We start from the raw sequence: 22,069 nt of genomic DNA, 5'->3' as shown, positions 1-22,069 counted from the left end.
CACCGACACTGATGCCATTGCTGATCGATATTGATGTTCAAGGTAATTTTCGTCGACGTCGACGGTCGTTGTGGTGCTGCGATCGCCGTCGACGCCCATGCCGACTTCGATCGACATCGAGGGACGCGGGCATTGCAAGCGGCGCAGGCTTGGAACCGGTGCAGTCCGCGCGGTCGGGGCCGGTTCACGGTGCGTAGTTCGTCGACGTCGACGTCGACGGTTGTTGCGGTGCTGCGATCGGTGTCGACGCTCCTACCGATTTCGATCGACATCGACATCGACGTCGGCGCTGATTTCGTCGACGTTCGTGGTGATTTCTTCGACTTCGACGTCGCTTTGTGGTGATGTTGGTCGAGGTCGACGAGCGCCTAGGATTTTCGTCGACGTCGAGAATCGGGGCGGACTTGAGTCGACGTTGACTGTCGTCGTGGAGGTGCGTCAACATCGACACTCTCAGGTCCGGGCGAAGGCCTCGATCAGTGCCAGGTCCCGTGGTCGCAACCCTCGCCGCGGATGCGGACGGATCAGCAGTGCGCGCCCGCCGGCGCTCAGCCGGGCCCGCGCCAGGGTCGGCATCGGCACTGCCGTGTCGTCCGTCCACACCAGCCGGCGCCCGGATGCGAGAACCTGTCGTGCTGCCGCCCGTTTCAGATCGTCAGTCGACTCCACTGTGGACAGCTGGTCGGCGGACAGGGCGCAGCGCAGCGGTGGCAGGCTGAAGAGGTTCTCGATCTCGTCGGCGTCGGTGCACCACGTCGAGCACCAGCGCACCTCGACGAGCCCGAGCGCGCGCAGCCGGACGATGCGCTCGATGAGCGCCGGCGCCCACCGGATGGGCCAGTCGATGTTGCCGGCGCGTGCGGTACCACGGAAAAGATCCGAACCCCACAAGGGTCGACGTGTATTGAGCACGCCGTCAACGTCGAGCAGCCAGACCGGTGCCCGTGCGGTTCGCCGCGGCGCGCCGCCCGCCAGGTTTGGCCGGTGTCCAGCGTTCATCTATTGACCACGCTGTGCAACGTCGAGCAGCCGGATCGGTGCTCGCGCGGTTGGCCTCGGCGCGCCGCCCGCCAGGTTTGGCCGGTGTCCAGTGCTCACCTACTCAGCCCGCCATACGACGTCGAGTATTCAGCACGCCATACGGCGTCGGGCAGCCAGACCGGTGCTCGCACGGCTTGCCGCGGCGCGCCGCCCGCCGGGTCCGGCCGGTGTTCAGCGCTCATCGCTTCGCTCAGTGCTCGTCGGTGAGCCGCTGCTCGAGACGGGCAAGGAGAGCGTTGCAGTCGCGCACCGCATCCAGATCGTCACCGAGGAGTCCGTCGAGCTCACGCGACCAGGCGCGGCGCAGGAGCTGGAGGTTCGACTGCGCGAGCGGGGTGGGGTGTACCGCGATCCCGCGCCCGGTCGTCGAGCTGCGCGAGATCATTCCCTTGTCCTCCAGGCTGCGCAGGGTCGCGCTGACGTTCGTGCGCTGCAACCGGGTACGGCTCGCGATGGTGCTCGGGGCGGCCCCTGGGTGCAGGTCGACGACCCGCATGACCTGCCGTTCCGTCTCGGTCAACGGCACCGTCCCGGGCCCCTCGGGTGCGCGGGCCCGCACGAGCCGGCCGACGTTCATGATCAGATCGGCGAGATCGGCAAGCGGGTCGTCCTTCACGGTGCCATCCTAGGCGGTTATGACATGATAATTATGTGAGCATAATCCATCGCATTCGCCTGGCGCTGGTACTTGGATCCCTGAGCGGATTCGGCGCGCTCACGATCGACATGTACCTCCCGGCGATGCCCGGCATGGCCCGTGACCTGGACGCGAGGCCGTCGATGGTGCAGCTGTCACTCACCGTGTTCGTCATCGGACTGGCGCTGGGGCAGGTCATGGTCGGCCCGCTCTCCGACACGTGGGGTCGGCGCCGCCCGCTGATCGTCGGCTTGTCGCTGTACGTAGCCGGCTCCGTGTGCTGCGCCCTCGCCCCTACGGGCGGCTGGCTCATCGGTGCCCGGGCGCTGCAGTCGCTCGGTGCGGCCGCCGGCACCGTACTGGCGCGCGCGATCGTCCGCGACCTGTTCGAGGGCCCGGCGATGATCCGGTTCCTCTCCGTGGCCATGCTTGTCAACGGCCTCGCCCCGATCCTGGCTCCGGTGGTCGGCGGCCAGGTTCTCCGGTTCACGTCGTGGCGCGGAATCTTCATCATCCTGGCCGCGATCGGCGCCGTCCTGCTCGTCACGGTGCTCGTCACACAGCGTGAATCCCTTCCGCCCGAACGACGGCGCCCGGCCCACCTCCCCGGCACGCTGCGTGACATGGCCGCCCTCGCCACCGACCGCTCCTACCTGCGGTACGTCCTCGCCGCCGCACTCATGTTCGCCGCCGTCTTCGCCTACATCTCCGGCTCCTCGTTCGTCCTCCAGAACGTGTACGGCCTGACCGCCCAGCAATTCAGCCTCGTCTTCGCCACCAACGGCCTGGGCATCGTGCTGCTGGCCCAGGTCAATGGCTTCCTGATCGGCCGCGGCCGCGAAGCCGAAGCCCTGCTCCGGTCGGCCCTCGTGATCGCCGTGGTCGCCGCCTCGGGAGTGTTCGCCTGCACCGCCACAAGCGCGCCGCTACCGATCCTGCTGATCTGCCTCTTCGTGGTCGTGTCCATGCTGGGCCCGATCCTCCCGGACGCGACAACGCTCGCCATGGGCCCGCACGCCGCGACGGCCGGGGCCGCGTCTTCCCTCCAGGGCCTGCTGCAGTTCCTGATCGGCGCCGCCGCCGCGTCCGCGATGGGCGTGGCCGGCCCCGGCTCACCGATCGCCATGGGTGTGACACTGCTCGTGTGCGCAGTGGCTGCCCTGGCCGTCCTGCCGCTGCTACGCACGACGAGTGCCGAACAGCGCGGCGTAGGGGCGGACTGGTGAGCGGCGCCAGAGCAGGACGGCGGCGCCGGCAGCCGTAACCATTGTCACGCGTCTGCGCGGCGGTCGCTCGAACTCCGCCGCCGGCCCTAGGCTCGGCCGGTGCTGACGATCCGCACGGCCACGCGCGATGACCTGCCCGCTGTCGCCGCCATCTACGCCCACTACGTCACCGAGACAGTCGTCACGTTCGACGAAAATCCACCAGCTCTCGACGCCTGGCACGATCGTCACGCCGACCTGTCCACCCGCGGCCTGCCGTTTCTGATCGCCGAGGCGGACGGTGAGGTGGCCGGCTACGCCTACGCAACCCCGTGGCGCCCGAAGCCGGCCTACCGCCACACCGTTGAGGACTCGATCTACCTGTCCCCGGCGTGGTCCGGCCGCGGCTTCGGCTCGGCCCTGCTCCAAGCGGTGCTCGACGCCTGTACGGATGCGGGTCTGCACCAGGTGATCGCCGTGATCGTGGACCCGGGCAGCGACGCGTCCGCCGCGCTGCACCGCAAGCACGGCTTCATCGAGGTCGGCCGCCTGCAATCGGTGGGTCACAAGCACAACCGCTGGCTCGACACGGTCCTCATGCAGCGGACCCTCCGCGACCGCCGCTAGCCGGTTCGCCGCTCCCGGTCCCGGTCCCGGACGGAAGCCCCGGCGCAGTCGTCACCGTACGCCGCGGCGGCCCCGCTCCTTCGCTGCTGCGATCGTCACCGCCTGACGTATGTGTATGGCCGTCTTGCGAGGGCGGGGCGTCCAGGCGGGGTCCGGGCGGAAAGGGTGACAGGGGCTGTCAGGGTTTGGTGCGACGGTGCTCGGTATGGCTACGTGGAAGGACTTCGAGGACGAGGCCGGCGAACTGGCGGCGGCGGTGCGGCTGCGGTTCGAGGCCGCGGAGACGCATGTGCTGGCGACGCTGCGGAGGTACGGATCGCCGCGGGTCAGTGGGTCGGAGGTTGATTTTGGTCGACATGGACTGTCGTTCGGGTCGATGATCGGGGCGCGGAAGGTTCGCGATCTGCAGCGGGACGGGCGGTGTGCGATTCATGCCCATCCGTTCGCCGGGGGCGATGCGAAGGTGTCCGGGGTGGCGGTTGAGGTGGTGGGGGCGGAGAAGGCGGCGTACGTGACGGGGAGTGAGCCGCCCGGGGACTTCCATGCGTTTCGGCTGGAGGTGCACGAGGCTGTGCTGACGGTGGTCGAGGGGGATGAGCTCGTGATCACGCGGTGGCGGCCCGGGGCGGGAGTCGACATCTTCCGGCGGAAGTGACCCGGCGGCACCGCCGACCGGCCCAGCCGATGCCGCCCGAACCGCAGATCGCGTGAGCTGCTTTGTCGGGCCGGTCCCGCATCGGCGTGCCTGGGCCGCCGGTCCGCGCTTGCGTGGCCTCAGGTGAGCCGCCCTCGTCGACGATCGGCCGGGAGGACGCGGCAGGGCCGCCGGTCGTGGACGGTGAGTTCATGTGTCATGGCAACTGCCGCGCCCTCATTGCCGTGCGTGGTGAGGCCGGCGGGTGCGGCGGCGTTCACCAGCGCCCTGTCCGCCAACGTTGATCGGGTAAAGGCCGCCTCGACCTGGTCGGGCTGCCTGGTAGGCCCGGCGAACGTTGGTGGACACAGCGCTAGCGGGGGCCGGGGCCTCCTCCGCCGCCGGGGCCGCCGCCTCCGTTGCCGCCGCTCACCACCAGTTGGACGCCGCCGCCCTTCGTCGTGGCGCCGGCTGGGTTGGTGCGGTCGACGGTGCCGGCCGGGCACTTCGAGGCGACCGCGCCCGGGGCTACGGATACGGAGAAGCCGGCCTCCTTCACCCTGTTGCGGGCCTGGTCGACGGGGAGGCACTTGACCGAGGGGATGTTTACCAGTTTGCCCATCGCCTTGTCGTTCGTGGGCGCGGTGAAGCCGACAACCGGCTGCCCGGCCAGGCCGTCTCGCAGTACGGCCAACGTTGCGTAGTTGACCGGCGGGTGCTTCATGTCCTTGTTGGTCTCGGGCCAGTCGGGGTCGGTGAGGAAGCCGGACACGGCCAGTTGCCTCGTCATCACCGTGAACGTGGCGCTCTTCTCCGAGTCCGTCGTGCCGGTCTTGCCGGCGATCGGGCGCTTCACGAAGTCGCGGGCGTAGGGGGCGGTGGCGCCGCCGCACTTGCCCGTGGCGGACTGGTCGCCGACGGGGCAGCGGGCCATGTCGACGGCGGCCCGCGCGACCTCGGGGTCGATCGCCTGCTTGCAGCGCGGGTCGAGGCCCTCGACCTTCTTGCCGCTGTTGTCCTTGACCTCGACGATCGGGGTCGGCTCGCAGTACACGCCGTCGGCGGCGAGGGTGCCGTATGCGTTGGCCAGGGCCAGGGGTGTGGTCGCCGAGACACCGAGCGTGAACGCGCCCCACGTCTTCGGGTCGTTGGCCAGCTTCGCGTCCTCGGGGGCGTTGAACTGGATGCCCATCCGCTTGGCCACGTCGACGACGTGGACGACGCCGACCTGCTGTTCGAGGGGCACGAAGAACGTGTTGATCGAGCTGCCGAAGCCGGTCCACATGTTGTAGGGGCCCGACTGGCCGCCGGAGTTCTTCGGGCAGTAGTGGGCGCCGTTGCAGGCGGCCGGGCTGTTGGGGTTGATCGGGAAGTCGGACACGAACTGCTTCTCGGTGTTGATCGTGGTGGCGAGGGGCAGGCCGGACTCGAGGGCGGCGACCGCGGTGAAGATCTTGAACGCGGAGCCGGCCTGGTAACCGGGAGTGTCGGAGTCGCCGGTGATGATCGGCACCGTCGTGTTCGGGTAGTTGCCCTTCTGCCCGCGCTTGTCGGGGTTGGTGTTGCCGCCGTTGGGCGTCTGGTCGTTACTGAACGTGCGGTTCGTCCCGATCGCCGTGACCCGGCCGGTGCCCGGCTGAATGGCGGCCAGCATCATCGCGTTGGGGTTGCCCAGCCGGACCTGCTGATCCTTGGACACCTCCTTCGGCTGCTCCTTCGCATACCGGGTGGCGGCCGCCTGGGTCTGCATGTCAAGGGCCGAGATGACGGTGTACCCGCCCGCGCGCAGCCGGTTCGCCCGCTGATACTGGTCCTCGCCGAACACCTTCTGGTCCATCCACCAGCGGCGCAGGAAGTCGCAGTAGAAGCCGGCGCCGAGATCGGTGCGCTGGATCGACTCGCAGCCCTCCGGGGTGCGCTTGCCGACGATCTTGATTTTGGGGTCGATCGCGGCGTCGGCCGTGGGCCGGTCGATGAACTTCATGTTGACCATCTGATTGAGCACGTACTTCTGCCGCTCCAGCGCCCTCGGCAGACCCTCGGAGGTCGCCGGGTCGAGCGTGCCGGGGGCCTTGACCAGCCCGGCGATGAGCGATGCCTCACCCAGCGTCAGGTCCTTGGGGTCCTTCTCGAAGTACACATGGGAAGCTGCATAGACGCCGTAGGCGCCGTGGCCGAAGGGGGCGATGTTGAGGTACCGCTCGAGGATGTCGCGCTTGGACAGCTTCTTCTCGAGGTCGATCGCGTACTTCATCTCGCGCAGCTTGCGGGTGGGCGTCTTGTCGGTGGCGTCGACGACGTCCTGGGGGGTCTTCGCCGAGTAGGCGATCGCCTGGCGGACGTACTGCATGGTCAGCGTCGAGGCGCCCTGCTGGTCGGCGCCGTTCTGGTTGGCCACGAACGCCCGGGCCACGCCCTTCACGTCGACGCCGCGGTGCTGGTAGAACCGGCTGTCCTCGGCCGCGACCATGGCGTGCTGCATGACCTCGGCGACGTCGTCGATCTTCACGTCGCGCCGGTTCTCGTCGTACATCATCGCGAGCAGGGTCTTGGCGTCGTTCGCGTACACGTAGCTGATCTGCGGCGACGGCAGCACCTCGAGGGGGTTTTCGAGGCTCTCGAACGTGTCCGAGCCGGTCTTCGCCAGCAGCCCCGACATCGCGATCGCCGGGAACGCGGCCGCCGCGACCACCAGCCCCGCGAGGAGCCCGCACAGCAGCAGGGAGGCGAGGTCGGCCAGGATGCCGAACTGCCGTTTGCGCATCCGCATTCCGCTCACTCCCAGCGCCGCCGGACGTTCTCGCCAGAGGTAGACGCCCGACGATGACGGTCAGGTTGTCAAGCTCCGGCCGCGACTTCATAACGCCGGGATATCGCTCTGCCCACAGCCCGGGCAAGATCTTTTTCCTATCGGAAATATAGATATGATCTCGTCCATGCGCTCCGTGACCCTTCTCCTGGCGGCCGGGCTGGCCGGCGTGCTGGCTGCCGCGGCCGGCTGTGCGCCCAGTGACGAGTCCGATACTGCGGCACCGGCTGCGTCCGGCAGTGGCGGGCCGGCTACGTCCTGTGCTCCGGCGCAGCTCAAGACCGTTGCCGCCGGCAGGTTGACGGTCGGCACCGACGACCCCGTGTACCCGCCGTGGTTCGCCGACAACAAGCCCGAGAGCGGCGAGGGCTTCGAGGCGGCGGTGGCGTACGCGGTGGCCGGCAAGCTCGGATACACCAAGGATCAGGTCACCTGGACCCGCGTCACGTTCAACAACGCGATCGCGCCCGGCCCCAAGGCCTTCGACTTCGACATCAACGAGTTCTCGATCACCGAGGAGCGCAAGCAGGCGGTCGACTTCTCCAGCCCGTACTACGACGTCACGCAGACCGTCATCGCGCTCAAGAGCTCCAAGATCGCCGGCGCGAAGCGTATCGCCGACCTCAAGGACGCCAAGCTCGGCGCGCAGGTCGGCACCACGAGTTACCGCTCGATCACCGAGGTCGTCAAGCCGTCGGCCGGTCCGGCGGTGTACAACAACAACGACGACGCGAAGAAGGCCCTGCAGAACGGGCAGATCGACGGGCTCGTGGTCGACCTGCCGACCGCGTTCTACATCACCGGGGCCGAGATCACCGACGCCGCCATCATCGGGCAGCTGCCGCCGACCACCGGCACCCCGGAGCAGTTCGGGCTCGTGCTCGACAAGGGCTCCCGGCTCACCGGCTGCGTGAGCGGGGCCGTCGACGCGCTGCGGACCGACGGCACGCTGCAGCGGCTGCAGCAGCAGTGGCTGTCGGCGGCCCAGGGCGCACCGACGCTCGCCTGATGTTCGAACGCTCGGCGATCCAGCGGGAGCGGGAGCGGTACCGACGCCGCCAGACGATGCTGTCGGTCCTGGTCGCGGCGGTCTCGACGGCGGTGATCGGGGGGCTACTGCTCGTGTCGATCACGGGCGCACCGGGGTGGAGACGGGTCCGGGAGTCCTTCCTGGACCCGCAGACCGCTGCCAAAGCATTGCCGGTTGTACTGCACGGGCTCTGGCTCAACATCCAGCTGCTCGCCTGGTGCGCCGCCGGGGCGCTGGTCCTCGGGCTCGCCATCGCGACCCTGCGCACGCTGCGCCGGCCCGTGTTCTTCCCGCTCCGCGCGCTCGCGACCGGCTACACGTACACCTTCCGGGGCATGCCGCTGATCATCACCCTGTACGTGTTCGCGTTCGGGATTCCCGGCCTGCGCCTGCGCGGCACGCCGACCGTGCTGTGGCTGGGCGGGGCGGCGCTGGTGCTCACGTACGCCGCGTACATCGCCGAGGTCTTCCGGGCGGGCATCGAGTCGGTCCATCCGTCACAGCGGGCAGCGGCGCGCTCACTCGGGTTGACGTACCGGCAGACCATGCGCCACGTCGTGCTGCCCCAGGCCGTCCGGCGGGTCGCGCCGCCGCTGCTCAACGACCTGGTCGCGATGCAGAAGGACGTCGGCCTCATCTCCCTCGCGGGGCCGGTCGACGCCATCCGGGCCGCCCAGATCCAGACCTCGGTGACCTACGACTACACCCCGTACATCGTCGCCGGCGTGCTGTTCGTCGTGCTCGCGATCCCGCTCGTCGCGGTGACCGACTGGGTGACGCTGCGGGCGGCCCGCCGCCAGTCGGGAGATCTCGGCCTATGACCACGGTCCTGTCCGTCGAGGGCGTGCACAAGGTGTTCGGCGACCGCCACGTGCTGCGCGGGATTTCCGTCGATGTCGACGACCATCAGGTCGTCGCGCTCATCGGCGCCAGCGGCTCGGGCAAGTCGACGCTGCTGCGCTGCATCAACCTCCTCGAACCGGTCGACGACGGCGTGATCCGGCTTGACGGCGCGGACATCACCGACCCGCGGGCCGACCCGGACCGGGTGCGCCGGCGGATCGGGATCGTCTTCCAGGCGTACAACCTGTTTCCGCACATGTCGGTCCTGGCCAACGTGACTCTGGCACCGGTGCACGTCCACCGCGTCCCGGCCGCGCAGGCCCGCGCGAAGGCCCTCGAACTGCTGGCCCGCATCGGGCTGGCCGACCTGGCCGGCGCCTACCCCGACCGGCTCTCCGGCGGCCAGCAGCAGCGCGTCGCGATCGTGCGGGCCCTGATGAACTCGCCGCGCCTGCTCCTGCTCGACGAGGTCACCTCGGCGCTGGACCCGGAGCTTGTCGGTGAGGTGCTGGCGCTGATCCGCGACCTGCGCGCCGAGGGGATGACCATGCTGCTGGCCACCCACGAGATGGGCTTCGCCCGCCAGGTCGCCGACCGCGTGTGCTTCCTCGACGGCGGCACTCTCGTCGAACAGGGCCCGCCGGAGCAGGTGCTCGGCGACCCGCAGGAGCCGCGGACACGCCAGTTTCTGGCCCGGATCATCGAGTCGGGCCGGCTCTGACGGCGAGCAGCGCCAACGGGCAGGCGGTGGTAACGGGGGATCGGTTCTGGCGGGCGCTCAGCTTGACGGTGGCTGGCTTTGAGGCTGGCCTTGGCAGCGGCCTGGCTTTGACGGTGGCCGGCTTTGTGGTCGGCACTGACGGTGATCGGTCCTGGCAGTGGCCGGTCCTGACGGTGGCCGGCCTTGGCAGCGACGGGGCGCCGACGGTGGTCGTCGCGGACGCCGGAGCGGGATCGGCCGGGCCGCCGTGGCGCTGGTCGCGGAGCGTGAGCTTCGGGGTCGTCGCCCACGGCAACGACCCCGGTGCCCGGCGCGCACCGGAGGCCCAGCGCGTGCCGGAGGCCCAGCGCGTGCCGGAGGCCCAGTGCGTGCCGGAGGCCAGATGTGCACCCGAGGCCAGATGCGCGCCGGAAGCCACGTGCGCGGGAGCGCGGCCTGCCGTGCCGTGGCCGCGTCCGTGCGCGACTGTGGCGGGTCGAAGCGGCCGCCGGTCAGGCGTGGCGGCCGCTCGGAACCGTCCGCGGTGCGTCAGTCGCGTTCCTCGTCGCGAACCGGCTGCTCGTTGAGCAGCGTGAACTCGAACTCGACCTGCTGGGTGTCGGGCGCCTCCTCGGGCGTCACCAGGTACGACTCCACCCGGAAGCCGAGGTTGAGCGTCTCGGCCGCCTTGACGTGCTCGACCAGTTCGTCGACGGCGGAGAAGTAGGCGGTGTAGATCACCGCGGGGCCGGCGGCCGGCTCTTCGAAGGACTCGACGGCCGGCTCGGCACCGGTCTCGGGGGCCTCAGCTGCGTAATCAATCGTCACGAGCCGCGAGCCTACGACAGGTCGGTCGGTCCTTCCAGTCGAGCCGGCGCTCCTGGGACGCCGGCCGCCCGGCCGTGGGCGACGGCCGCGCCGCGGGTCTGTGAGCACCGCCTCGGCGCCCCGCCGCCCGTACCGCCGGCCTCGTGCCGGCCGCCGGCGGGCTTCCTACCACCGAGGGCTCCCTGGCATCGACGGCTCCCTGCCGCCGCGCTCGGCGCCTGGTTTGCCGCCCGCGTCTCGCAGGCCCGCATCAAGCACCCGCCTCCGCGGCCCCGGCATCGAGGAGCAGCGCCCAGCCGGTCCCCGCGCGCGCTGCCGGCCTGCCCGCGCGTTGCTCGGCCGGTCTCCGCGCTGCTCGGCTGGTTCGTGCGCTGCTCGGCTGGTTCGCGTGGTGACCGGGCGGTTCGCGTGGTGACCGGCGGGGTCAGTGCAGCGTCGGGCGGTACGTGAGCTCCTGGATGTGGCCGTCCAGCGTGCGGCTCTCCAGCAGCTCCAGGTCGAAGTCGGCCGCGCCGGCGAAGATCGGGCTGGTGCCGGTCCGGCCGGAGATGACCGGGAAAATGGTCACCTGCACGCGGTCGACCAGGCCCGCGGCCATCAACGAGCGGTTCAGCGACAGGCTGGCCTGCGAGCGCAGCGGCACGTCGGACTCGGCCTTGAGGCGGCGCACGATGTCGGCGCCGTCGCCGCGGACGATCGTGGCGTCCGGCCAGCCGAGGGTGTCGGTGAGCGTCGAGGAGATCACCGTCGCCGGTGACTGCATCGTGCGGACGTTCCACTCGTCCAGGGTGTGGGGGTCCAGGCCGGAGGTCATGATCTCGGCGTTCTCACGGAACGTGGTCGCGCCGAACACCATGCGCTGCGGCGTGGTGAACAGGCCGGCCCGGTGGGCGAGCAGCTGCGGGCCCTGCTTGCTCCAGTAGCCGCCCCAGTCCCCGTGCTCGTCGTACGAGCCGAACCCGTCGAGGGTGGAGAAGACGTCCCAGGTGTACACGGCGGTCATGGCGATGTCCTTTCGCGGATGGTTGCCTTCGTACCCCGGCTACGAACGGCGACCGGACGATCCGACAGGCGCCGACTAAGATCTTCTCGTGAATACTGTGCGTAAGCTGGCCGACGGCACCGAGATCCCGCTGATCGGGCTGGGGGTCTGGCAGGTCGGCGACGGGCGCGAGTGCGAGGACGCGGTACGGTGGGCCCTGGAGGCCGGCTACCGCCACATCGACACCGCGCAGGTGTACGGCAACGAGGACAGCGTCGGGCGGGCCATCAAGGACAGCGGCGTGCCCCGCGAGGACATCTACATCACCACCAAGTTCAACCCGAGCCGCCGCGACCCGGCCGCCGAGCTCGAGGGCAGCCTCAAGCGCCTCGGCGTCGACGCCGTGGACCTGTACCTCGTCCACTGGCCCGCCGGTGGACCGACCCGGGCCTGGGCCGGCATGCAGCAGTCGCTCGAACGCGGCCTGGCCCGCTCCATCGGCGTCTCCAACTTCAACGTCGACGAGATCGCGGCCGTGCTCGCGCTCGGCGGCCCGGCGCCGGTGGTCAACCAGATCCAGTTCAGCCCGTTCGAGTACCGCCGCACCCTGCAGGACGTCAGCGAGCGCCACAACATCGCGGTCGAGGCCTACAGCCCGCTGGGCACCGGCCGGCACCTGGGCGACCGGGCGCTCGCCGCGATCGCGGAGCGGGTGGGCCGTACCCCCGCGCAGGTCCTGATTCGATGGTCCCTGCAGCGCGGCCTCATCGTGCTGCCGAAGTCGGTGCACCAGGAGCGGATCGTGCAGAACCTCGACGTGTTCGGGTTCGAGCTGTCGGACGCCGACCTGGCCGCGCTCGACGCGCTCGACCGCACCGGCGGGACCGGCATCGCCCACGAGCACCCGTGGTGGTGAACCTCCGCTGAGCCCGCGGTCCAAAACCTACTAAGATGGTCGGGTGAGCAGACTTCACCTCCACTGGTTCCTGCCGACGAACGGGGACAGCCGGGACATCGTGGGCTCGGGCGACGGCTCCCAGTCGACGCTGGGGGCCGTCGCCGACGGGTTCCGGCGGCCCAGCATCGAGTACCTCGGCCAGATCGCCCGGTCGGCCGAGCAGCTCGGGTTCGAGGCGGTGCTCACCCCGACCGGCACCTGGTGCGAGGACGCCTGGCTGACCACCGCCGCGCTCAGCCAGGTGACGACGACGCTGAAGTTCCTCGTCGCGTTCCGGCCCGGGCTGATCACGCCGACGCTCGCGGCGCACCAGGCGGCCACGTTCCAGCGGATCTCCGGCGGCCGGCTGCTGCTCAACGTCGTCACCGGCGGAGACCCGGTGGAGCAGCGGCGGTTCGGTGATCACCTCGACCACGACCAGCGCTACTCCCGCACCGACGAGTTCCTGGCCGTGCTGCGGGGCGTCAGCGCGGCCACCGAGCCGTTCGACTTCACCGGCGAGCACTACCGCATCGAGCAGGCCCGGATCCCGTTCGCCCCGTTCGAGCCGCCGCCGGTCTTCTTCGGCGGGGCCAGCCCGGCCGCGGAGCGGGTCGCCGCCAAGCGGGTCGACACCTACCTGGCGTGGGGGGAGACGCCGCCGCAGATCGCCGAGCGGCTGGATCGGATGCGCACGCTCGCGGCCGGGGCGGGGCGGGCGCTGCGGTACGGCATCCGCTTCCACGTGCTCAGCCGCGACACGGCGGCCGAGGCGTGGGCCGAGGCCGACCGGCTCGTCGCCCGGATCGACGAGGACCGGGTCGCGCTGGTGCAGGGGCAGTTCGCGGCGAGTGAGTCGGTCGGGCAGCGGCGGATGGCCGCCCTGCACGGTGGCCGGCGCGAGAACCTGGAGGTGTACCCGAACGTCTGGGCCGGATACGGACTGGTCCGCGGCGGAGCGGGTACCGCACTCGTCGGCAGTCACGCTGAGGTGGCCGAGCGCATCCGCGAGTACCATCGGATCGGCATTGATCATTTCATCCTCTCCGGGCAGCCGCATCTGGAAGAGGCGTACCACTTCGGGGAGGGCGTGATGCCGATCCTGCGGCGCGCCGGATTGCTGGGGGAGTAGCGGATGGCCGTGCAGTGGGTGGCGCCGTCGTTCGGCGGCCCGGAGGTGCTGACGCTCGTCGACACGGAGGTCCCCCCGCCCGGCGCGGGTGAGGTGACGATCGACGTGCGGGCGGCGGGCGTGAACCCGGCCGACTACAAACATCTCTCACCCGACCGCGGCACCGACCGCGAGCTGCCGCTGAGGATCGGCTACGAGGTCGCCGGCGTCCTGAGCGCCGTGGGCCCCGGCACCGAGATCGCCTCCGGCGGCGGCTCGGTCGGCGACGCCGTGCTGGCCTTCCGCATCGCCGGCGGCTACTCCTCCCGGGTCACCGTCGCGGCGAAGGACGTCTTCGCGAAGCCCGCCACCCTCGACTTCCCGGCCGCGGCCAACCTGCTGCTGGCCGGCACCACCGCCGCGGAGGCCCTGCACGTGGTGGGCGCGGCCGCGGGCGAGACGATCCTCGTGCACGGCGCCTCCGGAGCGGTGGGCATCAGCGTCCTGCAGCAGGCCCGTCTCAAGGGCATTGCCGTCGTGGGTACCGCCAGTGAGCGCAACTTCGACCTCCTGCGCCGGACGGGCGCGGAGCCGATCCCGTACGGCCCGGGCCTGCGCTCCCGAATCCCCCCGGGCATCGCGGCCGTCATCGACACCGTCGGCACCGCCGAGGCCCTCGACACCATCGACAACCCGGCCCGGGCGGTCACGATCGTCGCCTCCGAGCGCTCCCGCGCGGCCGGCATCAGGGCCATCGCCGGCAACCTCCCGCAGAGCGCCGCCTACCGCGACAGCGTCCGCGCCCGCCTGATCGCCTGGGCCGGCGAGGGCCGCCTGGTCGTCCCGGTCGCGCGAACGTTCCCGCTGACGGAGGCGCCGGCCGCGATCGACCTGGTCCGCACCGGCCACCCCGGCGGGAAGGTCGCCCTCATTCCCTGAGACCCCGGCGCCGTGGAGCCGGCCGGGCGGGTCGTCCCGGCGGCGGCGTCTTCGGGACCGTCACGCTCGCCGATGTCGCCGGCGCCCGGTCCCGGCACCGGGCGGTGGGCTCATCGGGGTCCGGGATGCCTGGGCCACCCACCGGGGGTGCGGGAGCTGAGGGTAGGTTCGTCGGCCATGGGTATGCACCACGGTTATCTCGCGGCCACCGCAAGCGGCTCCGGGCTGCTCGCCGCGCTCGGCCGGCACTGCGGGGACTTCTTTCCCGGCGCGCCGGTGGCCGACCCGGATGACCTGGACCTCGACGGCGGCGACGGCGGGTGGGGGCTGGCCCTGGAGGAGTGGCCGCACTACGCGATCCTGCTCGACACGTCGCTGCTGCTCGCGGACGCCCCGACCCTGGTCGTGGAGCTGTCCCGGGAGCTGGGGACGGCCGTCGGGTGCATGGCCGAGACGCTCTCGGGTGCCTACTCGCTGACCGCGGCCCGCGACGGCCGGCTGCTGCGGCAGGTGTCGGTGCAGGCCGGCGCCGAGATCGTGGCGGTCGGCCCGCCGCTGCCGACCGAGGCCGCGCGCCCCATCACCGACCCCGACGGCGACGGCCTGGAGGCGGCGCTGGAGTACCTCGGCTTCGCCATGCACGGCTCCGCGGTGATCCGGCCCGTCCGCTACACCGCGGCCCGCCTGCCGCAGCCGAAGCCCGCGGCCACCGTCACCGGCCGGGCCCGGGTGGAGCCCCGCCGCTGAGCCCGGCCGGGGTCGGCGTCCGCGGGCGGGGTCCGGCCGTGCGTCGTCGGCCGGTGGCACCGGCGCACCGGCCATCGCGGCCCGCGGCAACCGGCCCACGCCGCAGCGGCGCCGCACTATCATCGACGAATGCGCCTCTACCGGTACGTCGGCCCGGCGGAGCTGATGGGCGGCCCGGCGGGCGCGGCGATGGTCTCCCCGGCGGCCTTCGAACGCTGGATCGCCCGCGCGGACGCCAGTGAGCCGTTCACCTATGTCGTCGACCGGCACGGCTACCTGCTCCTCGCGCCGCGCCAGTGCGAGCACGTCGCCTGCGCCGGCGGGAGCCGGGTCCGGGGTGCGGGTGAGGTGACGTTCGCCCGGGACGCGGACGGGTGGTTCGTGCGCACCGTCAGCAACCAGTCGACCGGATACTGCCCCGACGTCACGTCCTGGCCCGCGGTCGCCGCCGCGTTCGAGCGGGCCGCGCTGCGCCACCCGGGGCGGTTCAGCGACGAGCTGACGTTCCGGCGCTGCCCCGGGTGCACCGAGCTCAACGTCGTCAAGGACGGGGACTTCGCCTGCACCTACTGCGGGACGGCGCTGCCGGCCCGGTGGAACGTCGACCGCGGCTGACCGCGCCGGTCAGGTGCGGGAGAAGGCGCGGCGGTAGTCGCTCGGCGCAAGACCGCGGCGGCGGGCGAACTGCTCGCGCAGGACGGCGGCGCTGCGATAGCCGGTGCGGGCGGCGATCTGCGCGGTGGACAGGGTCGTCGTCTCCAGCAGCTCCTCGGCCCGGTTGAGGCGCTGGGCCCGCAGCCAGGCGTGCGGGGTGGTGCCGGTGGCGGACCGGAAGTACCGGATGAAGGATCGTCGGCTCATCAATGCGCGGGCGGCGAGGGCGTCGACGGGCTGGGCTTCGCCGAGGTGGGCCTGCATCCAGGTGAGGACCGCGGCGAGCCGGTCGGAGTCGGCGCCGGCCGGGACCGGGGCCTCGACGTACTGCTGCTGGCCGCCGTCGCGGTGCGGCGCGACGACGAGGAGCCGGGCGATGGCGTTGGCCAGGGCGGCGCCGTGGTCACGGCGGATCAGGTGCAGGTAGAGGTCCAGGCCGGCGGCCGCGCCCGCGCCGGTGAGGATGCGGCCCTCGTCGATGTAGAGGTGCTCGGGGCGCACTGTCACGGCCGGGAACTCGGCGGCCAGGGCGCCGGCGTGCTGCCAGTGTGTGGTGGCGGCCAGCCCGTCGAGCAGCCCCGAGGCCGCGAGCGCAAACACGCCGAGGCAGTGCGCGGCAACGGTGGCGCCGCGGGCGTGCGCCCGGCGCAGCGCGGCCGGCAGGCGGGGCGCGGGCGGCCCGGACCCGGGAAGGACGAGCACCAGGTCGGCCCGGGCCAGCAGGCCGAGCCCGTGCCCGGCCACGACCGGGACCCCGAGGTCGGTGCCGACCGGTCCGCGCCGTTCGGCGCACACGGCGAAGTCGAACCCGGTCAGCCCGGGCCGGGCCCGGAACACGCCGGCGGCCAGGCCGAGCCCGAGCGACGCGACACCGTCCGGCACGTACGCCGCCACCCTCCGCAACGCCATGGCCCCAGCATGGCACGAAACCTGCGATCGGGGGCATCCGTGCCAACGCGGGGTTCGGCAGACTCGGTCCCATGAGCGAAACCGGTCTGGTACTCGTCGATCCCTACAACGACTTCCTCGCCGACGACGGCCGGCTCTGGCCGCGCATCCGGGACGTCGCCGAGGCGGTCGGCCTGCGCGAGCACCTGCGCGCGCTCCTGGAGGGCGTGCGCGCGGCCGGGATCGCGGTGTTCGTCGCGCCCCACCGGCGCTGGCGGCCCGGCGACGTCGACGGCTGGACCCGCGCCCGCCGCCCGCACACGGCCCTGCGCGACGCGCGGCTGTACGCGCTCGGCACCCCCGGCGGCGAGTGGCACCCCGAGTTCGGCCCCCGCCCCGGTGACGTCGTGGCCACCGAGCACTGGGCGATGAGCGGCTTCGCCCACACCGACCTCGACCAGCAGCTGCGCCAGCACGGGATCGGCCACATCATCCTCGCCGGCCTCACCGCGCCCGGCTGTGTCGAGGGCACCGGCCGGTTCGCGATGGAGCTGGGATACGGGGTGACGCTGGTGAAGGATGCGACGGCCGCGTTCACCATGGAGCTCCAGCGGGCCGCGACCGAGCAGACCGGGCCCCTGTACGCCGACGCCGTGCTCACCACCGCGGAGGTGCTGCGCGGCCTGTAGCCCGCAACCGCAGCGCACCTCGGCGGGAATCCTGCTGCCCCGGGCGTGTCGGACCTTTGGTGGTGCCACCGACCGACCGCCCGACAGGAGCCTTCCATGCTGCCCGGAATCCGGCGCACGCTCGTCACCACCGTTGCCGCCACGTTCGCCGCGCTCGCCGTCGGCAGCGGGATCGCCGCCGCGGCGCCCGCCGACGGCCCGCTGTTCTCGTGCCGCTCGGTCGGCGACCCGTGCCGGCCGCCGGGCGACGCACCGGTGACCGTTCCGGCCGCGCCCACGACGCCTGTGCCTGTGCCTGTGCCGGTTTCCACGGTGCCGGTGGTGGCGGCCGAGCCGAACGGGACGATGACGACCGCTGAGTTCATTGCGGCTGCTGTGCCCGGTGCACAGCGCAGCCGCCGCGAGCACGGCGTGCCCGCGTCGGTGACCCTGGCCCAGGCGATCCTCGAGTCCGGGTGGGGCAAGAGCGCGCTGTCGACGTTCGACCGGAACTTCTTCGGCATGAAGTGCAACGGGCAGGGCCTGTACGCCAACGGCTGCCGCACGCACGACACGAGCGAGTGCACGGCGGCCGGGCAGTGCTTCCCGACGCAGGCGTCCTTCCGCACCTACGCGACCGCCGCCGACTCGTTCCGCGACCACGGCGCCACGCTCGCGTCGCTGGCCCGGTACAGCATCGCCTTCCAGTACACGAACGACCCGAACCGGTTCGCGGCCGAGATACACAGGGCGGGCTACGCGACGGACCCGCAGTACACCGTGAAGCTCACCAACGTCATGGCGAAGTACAACCTGTACCAGTACGACGTCTGACCCAGCGCCGCGCGGCACGTCTGTGATCCGGCGTCGCGCGGCACGTCTGGTGACCCAGCGCCGCGCGGCACGTCTGTGATCCGGCGCCGCGCGACGGGCGCGTCACGGTCAGCGACATGCGTCGAGCGCGTGAGGGTTGATGGCGTGTGACCGTCGCGTCACGTTCTGTTGAGAGTGGCGATGGCGTCGATGATCGCCGGGTCGTCGGTCAGCACCGGATCGCCCGGGCGCGGGTCGTGCACGACGACGTCGGTGAAGCCGAGCCGCTCGTACCGCCCGACGAAGTCCTCGAACGCCGCCACACTGGCCAGCGGCCGCTCCTCGGTGTCACCGGTCACGATGATCCGCTGCAGTGACGCAGGGTCACGGCCGATCGCCGCGCACTGCTCGTCGAGAAGCGCTCCCTGCCGGCGCACCGCGGCCTCGATGGCGGCACCGGAGCGATCGGTGGCGTTCGGCTCACCGGTGGTGACCCAGGCGTCACCGAACCGGGCGGCCAGGCGCAGTGACTTCGGCCCGGTGGCCGCAACGGCGAGCGGCACCCGGGGCCGCTGCACACAGCCGGGGATCATCCGGGCTTCGTCGGCCGCATAGAAACTGCCGCGGAAGGTGTACTCCCGCGAGCGCAGCACCCCGTCGAGCACCTCCACGAACTCGGCGAACCGGGCCGTGCGCTCCCGCGCCGTCGGCGCCACGTTGCCCAGGACCGTCGCATCGAACCCGGTCCCGCCGGCGCCGACACCGATCGTCAGCCGCCCGCCGCAGATGTGGTCGAGCGTCATCACGTCCTTGCCCAGCGTGACCGGGTGCCGGAAGTTCGGCGACGTGACCATCGTGCCGAGGCGGATCCGCTCGGTGGCCGCGGCGACCCCGGTGAGCCAGGGGATCGTGGCGTGCCACGGCTCGTCCCGGTACCGCCGCCACGACAGGTGGTCGTACGTCCACAGATGCGCGTAGCCCAGCTCCTCGATGTGCCGGGCCCGCGCCACGGTCTGGGCCCAGGGGTCAGCGGGGAGCAGCAGCACACCGATACGCATTTGCCCGATCTTAAACGCGCACGATACCGAGCGTGGCGACGAGGTCCTCGTGCAGCTCGAACCACACGCTGTGACAAGAGTCGACATCGATTCCGGTGATCCAGGCCGGGTCACGCTCGGCGTTGCGCAGCCCTAGGGTGAACCGCGCGTGGTACCCGCCGAACCGCGCGAGGTGGGGTGTCAGGGCGCCTTCGATCGAACTGAGCGCGTCGGCCAGCCGATACAGGGCACCCAAGTGCTCACCGACGTGCGGGGCGCCACCGACGTCCGGCCGCCGCCCGGCTCCTGCATCGGGGCCGTTCTGGGGACCGTGACCGTGCTCGGGACTATGTGCGGTCTCGTGACGATGAGCAGTCTCCGGACCGTGACCGTTCCCGGGACTGTGAGTGCTCTCGGGATTGTGGGCGGTGCCGGGAGTGTGGGCGGTGTCAGGACCGTGACCGGTCTCGGGATTGTGCGCGGTCTCGGAGCCGTGGGCGGTCCTGGTTTCGGCGCCTCGAGCGGGCTGCAGTTGCCAGGCGGTGAACACCTTGGAGGCCTCGGCGTTGAGCGGGACGAACCGTTCGTGGACGGCGGCGACGACGCTGCGGGCGCCCGTGCTGTCCAGCTCCGCTCGCAGGAGTGCCTCGTTGTGCTTGCGCCCGCGTTCGGTGAGCGACCACCCGGTGAGATCGGCGAACGCCGACCGGCTGACCAGCCCATACGCCTCGGCGTCAAGCAGGTCCTCCTCCGTCTGCGCCGGCTCCAGCCCGAACCGGGCCGCCACCGCCGCCGTGTCGGCGAACCCTTTCAGCCGTACCGCATGCAGCACCAGCAGTTCCGACATCATCCGTCTCCCGGTCTGATCGCACCGGCGGTCCCGTCGACCTCGACGTCGGCGCCGTCGCGAAGCGTGTGCATGGCCGACTCGACGCCGGCGATGGCCGGAATGCCGTACTCCCGCGCGACGATCGCCGCGTGGCTGAGCGCACCACCGGTCTCGGTGACGACGGCCGCCGCCACCCGGAACAGCGGCGTCCAGGCCGGGTCGGTGGTCCGGCACACGAGCACATCGCCGCGCCGCAGCCGGCCGAACTCGTCGACCGACCGGATGACCCGCACCGGGCCCCGAGCCAGCCCCGGGCTGCAGGGCACACCGGTCGCCAGTGCCTGCCGCGCCTCCCGCGCCCGGCTCTCGGGCGGCGATTGCCCACCCGCCGGTGAGCGTTCCGTCGCTGGCGGTGGTCCAGCCGCCCACGCCTCCATCCCGACGGACCCCGCGTCCGGCGGTCGTCCTGTGGCCGGCGATTGTTGTGCCGCCGGTGACTGTTGTAGCGCTTGGGATTGTTGTCGTGCTTGGGATCGTCGTGCGGTCGGTGATTGTCGAGTGGCGGACGGTTGTTGCGTCGTCGTTGGTTGCCCTGTCGCCGCCGGTCGTTGAGTCGCCGGTTGTTGAGCCGCTGGAGGTTGCCGGGCCGTTGGCGTACGTCGTCCGTGCCGCGCGGTCGCGGCGGGCGGTCCGATCGCCGTGATGGGCCGTGACTGCAGGACCCAGATCGTGTCATCCTCGATCGCCCACTCGACATCCTGCGGCGCACCGAAGATCTCCGCACATCGCCGCCCGAGCGCCGCCAGCCGCTGGATGTCGATTTTCGTCAAGCACGTCGATTCCGTCTGATTGCCATCGACGTCGACGACAATCTCGTCGGGCACGACCGACCCGGAGACGACCCCGTCGCCGAGCCCGGGCGCCGCGTTGATGAGCACCACATCCGCACCATCGCGCGGATCGCACGTGAACAGCACCCCGGCCGTGTCGGCCCGCACCAGGCGCTGGACGATGACCGGCACGTCCTCGGGATGCATACCGTAACTGCGCACCCGGTCGGTCAGCCGGGCGCATCGCCGCACGGCCGCCAGGACCTCGTCGACGCCCTGTACGCCGAGCACGGTCTCCAGCTGCCCGGCGAACGACGCGGTGGCCGAGTCCTCACCCAGGCCGGACGACCGCACGGCAAGTGGCCCGAGCCCGATCCGCCGGTGGCCGTGCTCGTCGATGTTCCGATCGCCGTGCTCATCGAGGTGCCGGTCACTGTGCTCGTCTATTCGCGAATCGCGGTATCCGTCTATCTGCCGGTCGCGGTGTCCGTCAATCCGCCGGTCGCGGTGCTCGTCGAAGTGCCGGTCGCGGTGTCCGTCGAGGTGCCGGTCGCGGTGCTCGTCGAGATGCTGATTGCGGTGCTCGTCGAGGTGCCGGCTGTGGTGCTCGTCGAGGTGCCGGTCGCGGTGCTCGTCGAGATGCTGGTTGCGGTGCTCGTCGCCATGCTCGTCGATCCACCGGTCACCGTGCTCGTCGAGGTGCCGGTTGCGGTGTCCGTCGAGGTGCCGGCCGAGGTGCTCGTCGAGGTGCCGGCTGAGGGTTGCTGCGTCGACGGGGCCGAGTACGACGAAGCCGGCGGGCACGGACAGGCCGGCTCGGATCAGTACGGCCAGGGCGTGGGCCTTGTTGCCGCAGTCCCGGCCGGCGTCGGCGAGCGGTACGACGCGCGCGGGCGGAGCCGTCGTCATGCGCCCAGCCGGCCGAGGACGCGCTCGTTTCGCTGCTGGGCCGCCTGCGCCGTGCGCAGCCCGAGCGGTTCGGCGATCTGGCCCCACGTCAGGCCCTCGGCGCGGGCGACGAACAGCAGGCCGGCCTCGAGCTGGTCGAGTTCGGCGCGGGCGGTGGCCAGCAGGGTGATCGCGGCGAGCAGGTCGTCGGGCAGCTCCAGCGCGCCGGGATCGTTGTTGGCCCGCCATAGAGCCTGGCGCATGAGCGTGTAGGCGTCGTGCGGCTGCCCGTCGGCCAGCCAGGGCAGGCGCGGCAGCGTGTCGCCGCCGCGCTCGGTCAGCCGCGCCTGCGCGGTCCGCTCGTCCACCGCACCAGCGTCGCTATCAACAAT

General features: G+C 71.5%; 24 protein-coding genes. 14 read left to right on the top strand and 10 right to left on the bottom strand.

Features of this window, described 5'->3' with window-relative positions:
- Positions 1–33 precede the first annotated feature (33 nt).
- Positions 34–345, top strand: coding sequence for a hypothetical protein (locus Dvina_RS29795; RefSeq protein WP_223092646.1), 312 nt, complete (start codon positions 34–36; stop codon positions 343–345).
- A 108-nt stretch (positions 346–453) separates the two neighbouring features.
- Here Dvina_RS29795 and Dvina_RS29790 read toward each other — a convergent pair whose 3' ends face one another.
- Together Dvina_RS29790 and Dvina_RS29785 are read right to left on the bottom strand one after the other, a co-directional pair.
- Positions 454–999, bottom strand: a complete 546-nt coding sequence (locus Dvina_RS29790; protein ID WP_223092645.1) for an HAD domain-containing protein — start codon at positions 997–999, stop codon at positions 454–456.
- A 232-nt stretch (positions 1,000–1,231) separates the two neighbouring features.
- Entirely contained in the window at positions 1,232–1,657 is a 426-nt protein-coding gene (locus tag Dvina_RS29785; protein WP_246655402.1) for a MarR family transcriptional regulator, read from the bottom strand.
- Positions 1,658–1,692: 35 nt separating this feature from the next.
- Between Dvina_RS29785 and Dvina_RS29780 the strand changes: the two genes are divergently transcribed.
- The 3 genes from Dvina_RS29780 (at position 1,693) to Dvina_RS54570 (ending at position 4,165) form a co-directional block, all read left to right on the top strand.
- Positions 1,693–2,904, top strand: a complete 1,212-nt coding sequence (locus tag Dvina_RS29780) for a multidrug effflux MFS transporter (RefSeq protein WP_223092644.1) — start codon at positions 1,693–1,695, stop codon at positions 2,902–2,904.
- A gap of 99 nt (positions 2,905–3,003) precedes the next feature.
- The gene (locus Dvina_RS29775; protein ID WP_223092643.1) at positions 3,004–3,510 is read left to right on the top strand and encodes a GNAT family N-acetyltransferase; all 507 of its coding nucleotides are present in this window, start codon (positions 3,004–3,006) and stop codon (positions 3,508–3,510) included.
- Positions 3,511–3,715: 205 nt separating this feature from the next.
- Positions 3,716–4,165, top strand: coding sequence for a pyridoxamine 5'-phosphate oxidase family protein (locus Dvina_RS54570; RefSeq protein WP_246655401.1), 450 nt, complete (start codon positions 3,716–3,718; stop codon positions 4,163–4,165).
- 352 nt (positions 4,166–4,517) lie between these two features.
- Here the strand turns inward: Dvina_RS54570 and Dvina_RS29765 are convergent, their stop codons facing one another.
- Positions 4,518–6,908 (bottom strand): penicillin-binding protein, encoded by a 2,391-nt coding sequence (locus Dvina_RS29765; RefSeq protein ID WP_223092642.1) that lies wholly within the window; start codon positions 6,906–6,908, stop codon positions 4,518–4,520.
- Between the two features lie 172 nt (positions 6,909–7,080).
- On the opposite strand from Dvina_RS29765, the gene Dvina_RS29760 reads away from it, so the two are divergent.
- From Dvina_RS29760 to Dvina_RS29750, 3 genes are read left to right on the top strand one after another with little or no spacing between them, the layout of a single operon-like run.
- The gene (locus Dvina_RS29760) at positions 7,081–7,962 is read left to right on the top strand and encodes an ABC transporter substrate-binding protein (protein WP_223092641.1); all 882 of its coding nucleotides are present in this window, start codon (positions 7,081–7,083) and stop codon (positions 7,960–7,962) included.
- Entirely contained in the window at positions 7,962–8,804 is an 843-nt protein-coding gene (locus Dvina_RS29755) for an amino acid ABC transporter permease (RefSeq protein ID WP_223092640.1), read from the top strand. The genes Dvina_RS29760 and Dvina_RS29755 overlap by 1 nt, the downstream gene beginning before the upstream one ends.
- A complete protein-coding gene (locus tag Dvina_RS29750) occupies positions 8,801–9,547 on the top strand; it encodes an amino acid ABC transporter ATP-binding protein (RefSeq protein WP_223092639.1) in 747 nt (248 codons plus the stop codon). Before Dvina_RS29755 ends, Dvina_RS29750 begins: the two co-directional genes overlap by 4 nt.
- A gap of 528 nt (positions 9,548–10,075) precedes the next feature.
- On the opposite strand, the gene Dvina_RS29745 is transcribed toward Dvina_RS29750, so the two are convergent.
- Together Dvina_RS29745 and Dvina_RS29740 are read right to left on the bottom strand one after the other, a co-directional pair.
- A complete protein-coding gene (locus Dvina_RS29745; protein WP_223092638.1) occupies positions 10,076–10,354 on the bottom strand; it encodes a hypothetical protein in 279 nt (92 codons plus the stop codon).
- Positions 10,355–10,778: 424 nt separating this feature from the next.
- A complete protein-coding gene (locus Dvina_RS29740; RefSeq protein WP_223092637.1) occupies positions 10,779–11,357 on the bottom strand; it encodes a dihydrofolate reductase family protein in 579 nt (192 codons plus the stop codon).
- 88 nt (positions 11,358–11,445) lie between these two features.
- On the opposite strand from Dvina_RS29740, the gene Dvina_RS29735 reads away from it, so the two are divergent.
- The 5 genes from Dvina_RS29735 to Dvina_RS29715 all read left to right on the top strand — a co-directional run bounded on the left by Dvina_RS29735 (position 11,446) and on the right by Dvina_RS29715 (position 15,685).
- A complete protein-coding gene (locus tag Dvina_RS29735; RefSeq protein ID WP_223092636.1) occupies positions 11,446–12,252 on the top strand; it encodes an aldo/keto reductase in 807 nt (268 codons plus the stop codon).
- A 43-nt stretch (positions 12,253–12,295) separates the two neighbouring features.
- Positions 12,296–13,405, top strand: a complete 1,110-nt coding sequence (locus Dvina_RS29730; protein ID WP_223092635.1) for an LLM class flavin-dependent oxidoreductase — start codon at positions 12,296–12,298, stop codon at positions 13,403–13,405.
- Between the two features lie 3 nt (positions 13,406–13,408).
- Positions 13,409–14,323, top strand: a complete 915-nt coding sequence (locus Dvina_RS29725) for an NADP-dependent oxidoreductase (RefSeq protein ID WP_223092634.1) — start codon at positions 13,409–13,411, stop codon at positions 14,321–14,323.
- A 177-nt stretch (positions 14,324–14,500) separates the two neighbouring features.
- The gene (locus Dvina_RS29720; RefSeq protein WP_223092633.1) at positions 14,501–15,070 is read left to right on the top strand and encodes a hypothetical protein; all 570 of its coding nucleotides are present in this window, start codon (positions 14,501–14,503) and stop codon (positions 15,068–15,070) included.
- Positions 15,071–15,199: 129 nt separating this feature from the next.
- Positions 15,200–15,685, top strand: coding sequence for a hypothetical protein (locus tag Dvina_RS29715; protein ID WP_223092632.1), 486 nt, complete (start codon positions 15,200–15,202; stop codon positions 15,683–15,685).
- 9 nt (positions 15,686–15,694) lie between these two features.
- Here Dvina_RS29715 and Dvina_RS29710 read toward each other — a convergent pair whose 3' ends face one another.
- Positions 15,695–16,633 carry a GlxA family transcriptional regulator gene (locus tag Dvina_RS29710; protein ID WP_223092631.1) on the bottom strand — a complete coding sequence of 313 codons (939 nt, stop codon included), beginning with the start codon at positions 16,631–16,633 and terminating at the stop codon, positions 15,695–15,697.
- Between the two features lie 71 nt (positions 16,634–16,704).
- Here Dvina_RS29710 and Dvina_RS29705 point away from each other — a divergent pair, with 71 nt between their 5' ends.
- A complete protein-coding gene (locus tag Dvina_RS29705; RefSeq protein WP_223092630.1) occupies positions 16,705–17,301 on the top strand; it encodes a cysteine hydrolase family protein in 597 nt (198 codons plus the stop codon).
- A gap of 96 nt (positions 17,302–17,397) precedes the next feature.
- The gene (gsmA, locus tag Dvina_RS29700) at positions 17,398–18,114 is read left to right on the top strand and encodes a sporangiospore maturation cell wall hydrolase GsmA (protein WP_223092629.1); all 717 of its coding nucleotides are present in this window, start codon (positions 17,398–17,400) and stop codon (positions 18,112–18,114) included.
- Between the two features lie 158 nt (positions 18,115–18,272).
- On the opposite strand, the gene Dvina_RS29695 is transcribed toward gsmA, so the two are convergent.
- Genes Dvina_RS29695 through Dvina_RS29680 form a run of 4 tightly spaced genes read right to left on the bottom strand, consistent with a single transcriptional unit; the run spans position 18,273 to position 22,045 of the window.
- The gene (locus tag Dvina_RS29695) at positions 18,273–19,151 is read right to left on the bottom strand and encodes an LLM class flavin-dependent oxidoreductase (protein ID WP_223092628.1); all 879 of its coding nucleotides are present in this window, start codon (positions 19,149–19,151) and stop codon (positions 18,273–18,275) included.
- A 10-nt stretch (positions 19,152–19,161) separates the two neighbouring features.
- Positions 19,162–19,980, bottom strand: a complete 819-nt coding sequence (locus tag Dvina_RS29690) for a hypothetical protein (protein WP_223092627.1) — start codon at positions 19,978–19,980, stop codon at positions 19,162–19,164.
- Complete coding sequence (locus Dvina_RS29685) at positions 19,977–21,698, bottom strand: PEP/pyruvate-binding domain-containing protein (RefSeq protein ID WP_223092626.1); 1,722 nt, start codon at positions 21,696–21,698, stop codon at positions 19,977–19,979. The genes Dvina_RS29690 and Dvina_RS29685 overlap by 4 nt, the downstream gene beginning before the upstream one ends.
- The gene (locus tag Dvina_RS29680) at positions 21,695–22,045 is read right to left on the bottom strand and encodes a DNA-binding protein (protein WP_223092625.1); all 351 of its coding nucleotides are present in this window, start codon (positions 22,043–22,045) and stop codon (positions 21,695–21,697) included. Before Dvina_RS29680 ends, Dvina_RS29685 begins: the two co-directional genes overlap by 4 nt.
- Between the last annotated feature and the right edge of the window lie 24 nt (positions 22,046–22,069).

The sequence above is a fragment of the Dactylosporangium vinaceum genome (genome assembly GCF_019904175.1).
Lineage (GTDB): Bacteria > Actinomycetota > Actinomycetes > Mycobacteriales > Micromonosporaceae > Dactylosporangium > Dactylosporangium vinaceum.
Note: the sequence above shows the minus strand (reverse complement) of the source record. Positions and strands in the feature narration are given on the sequence as shown.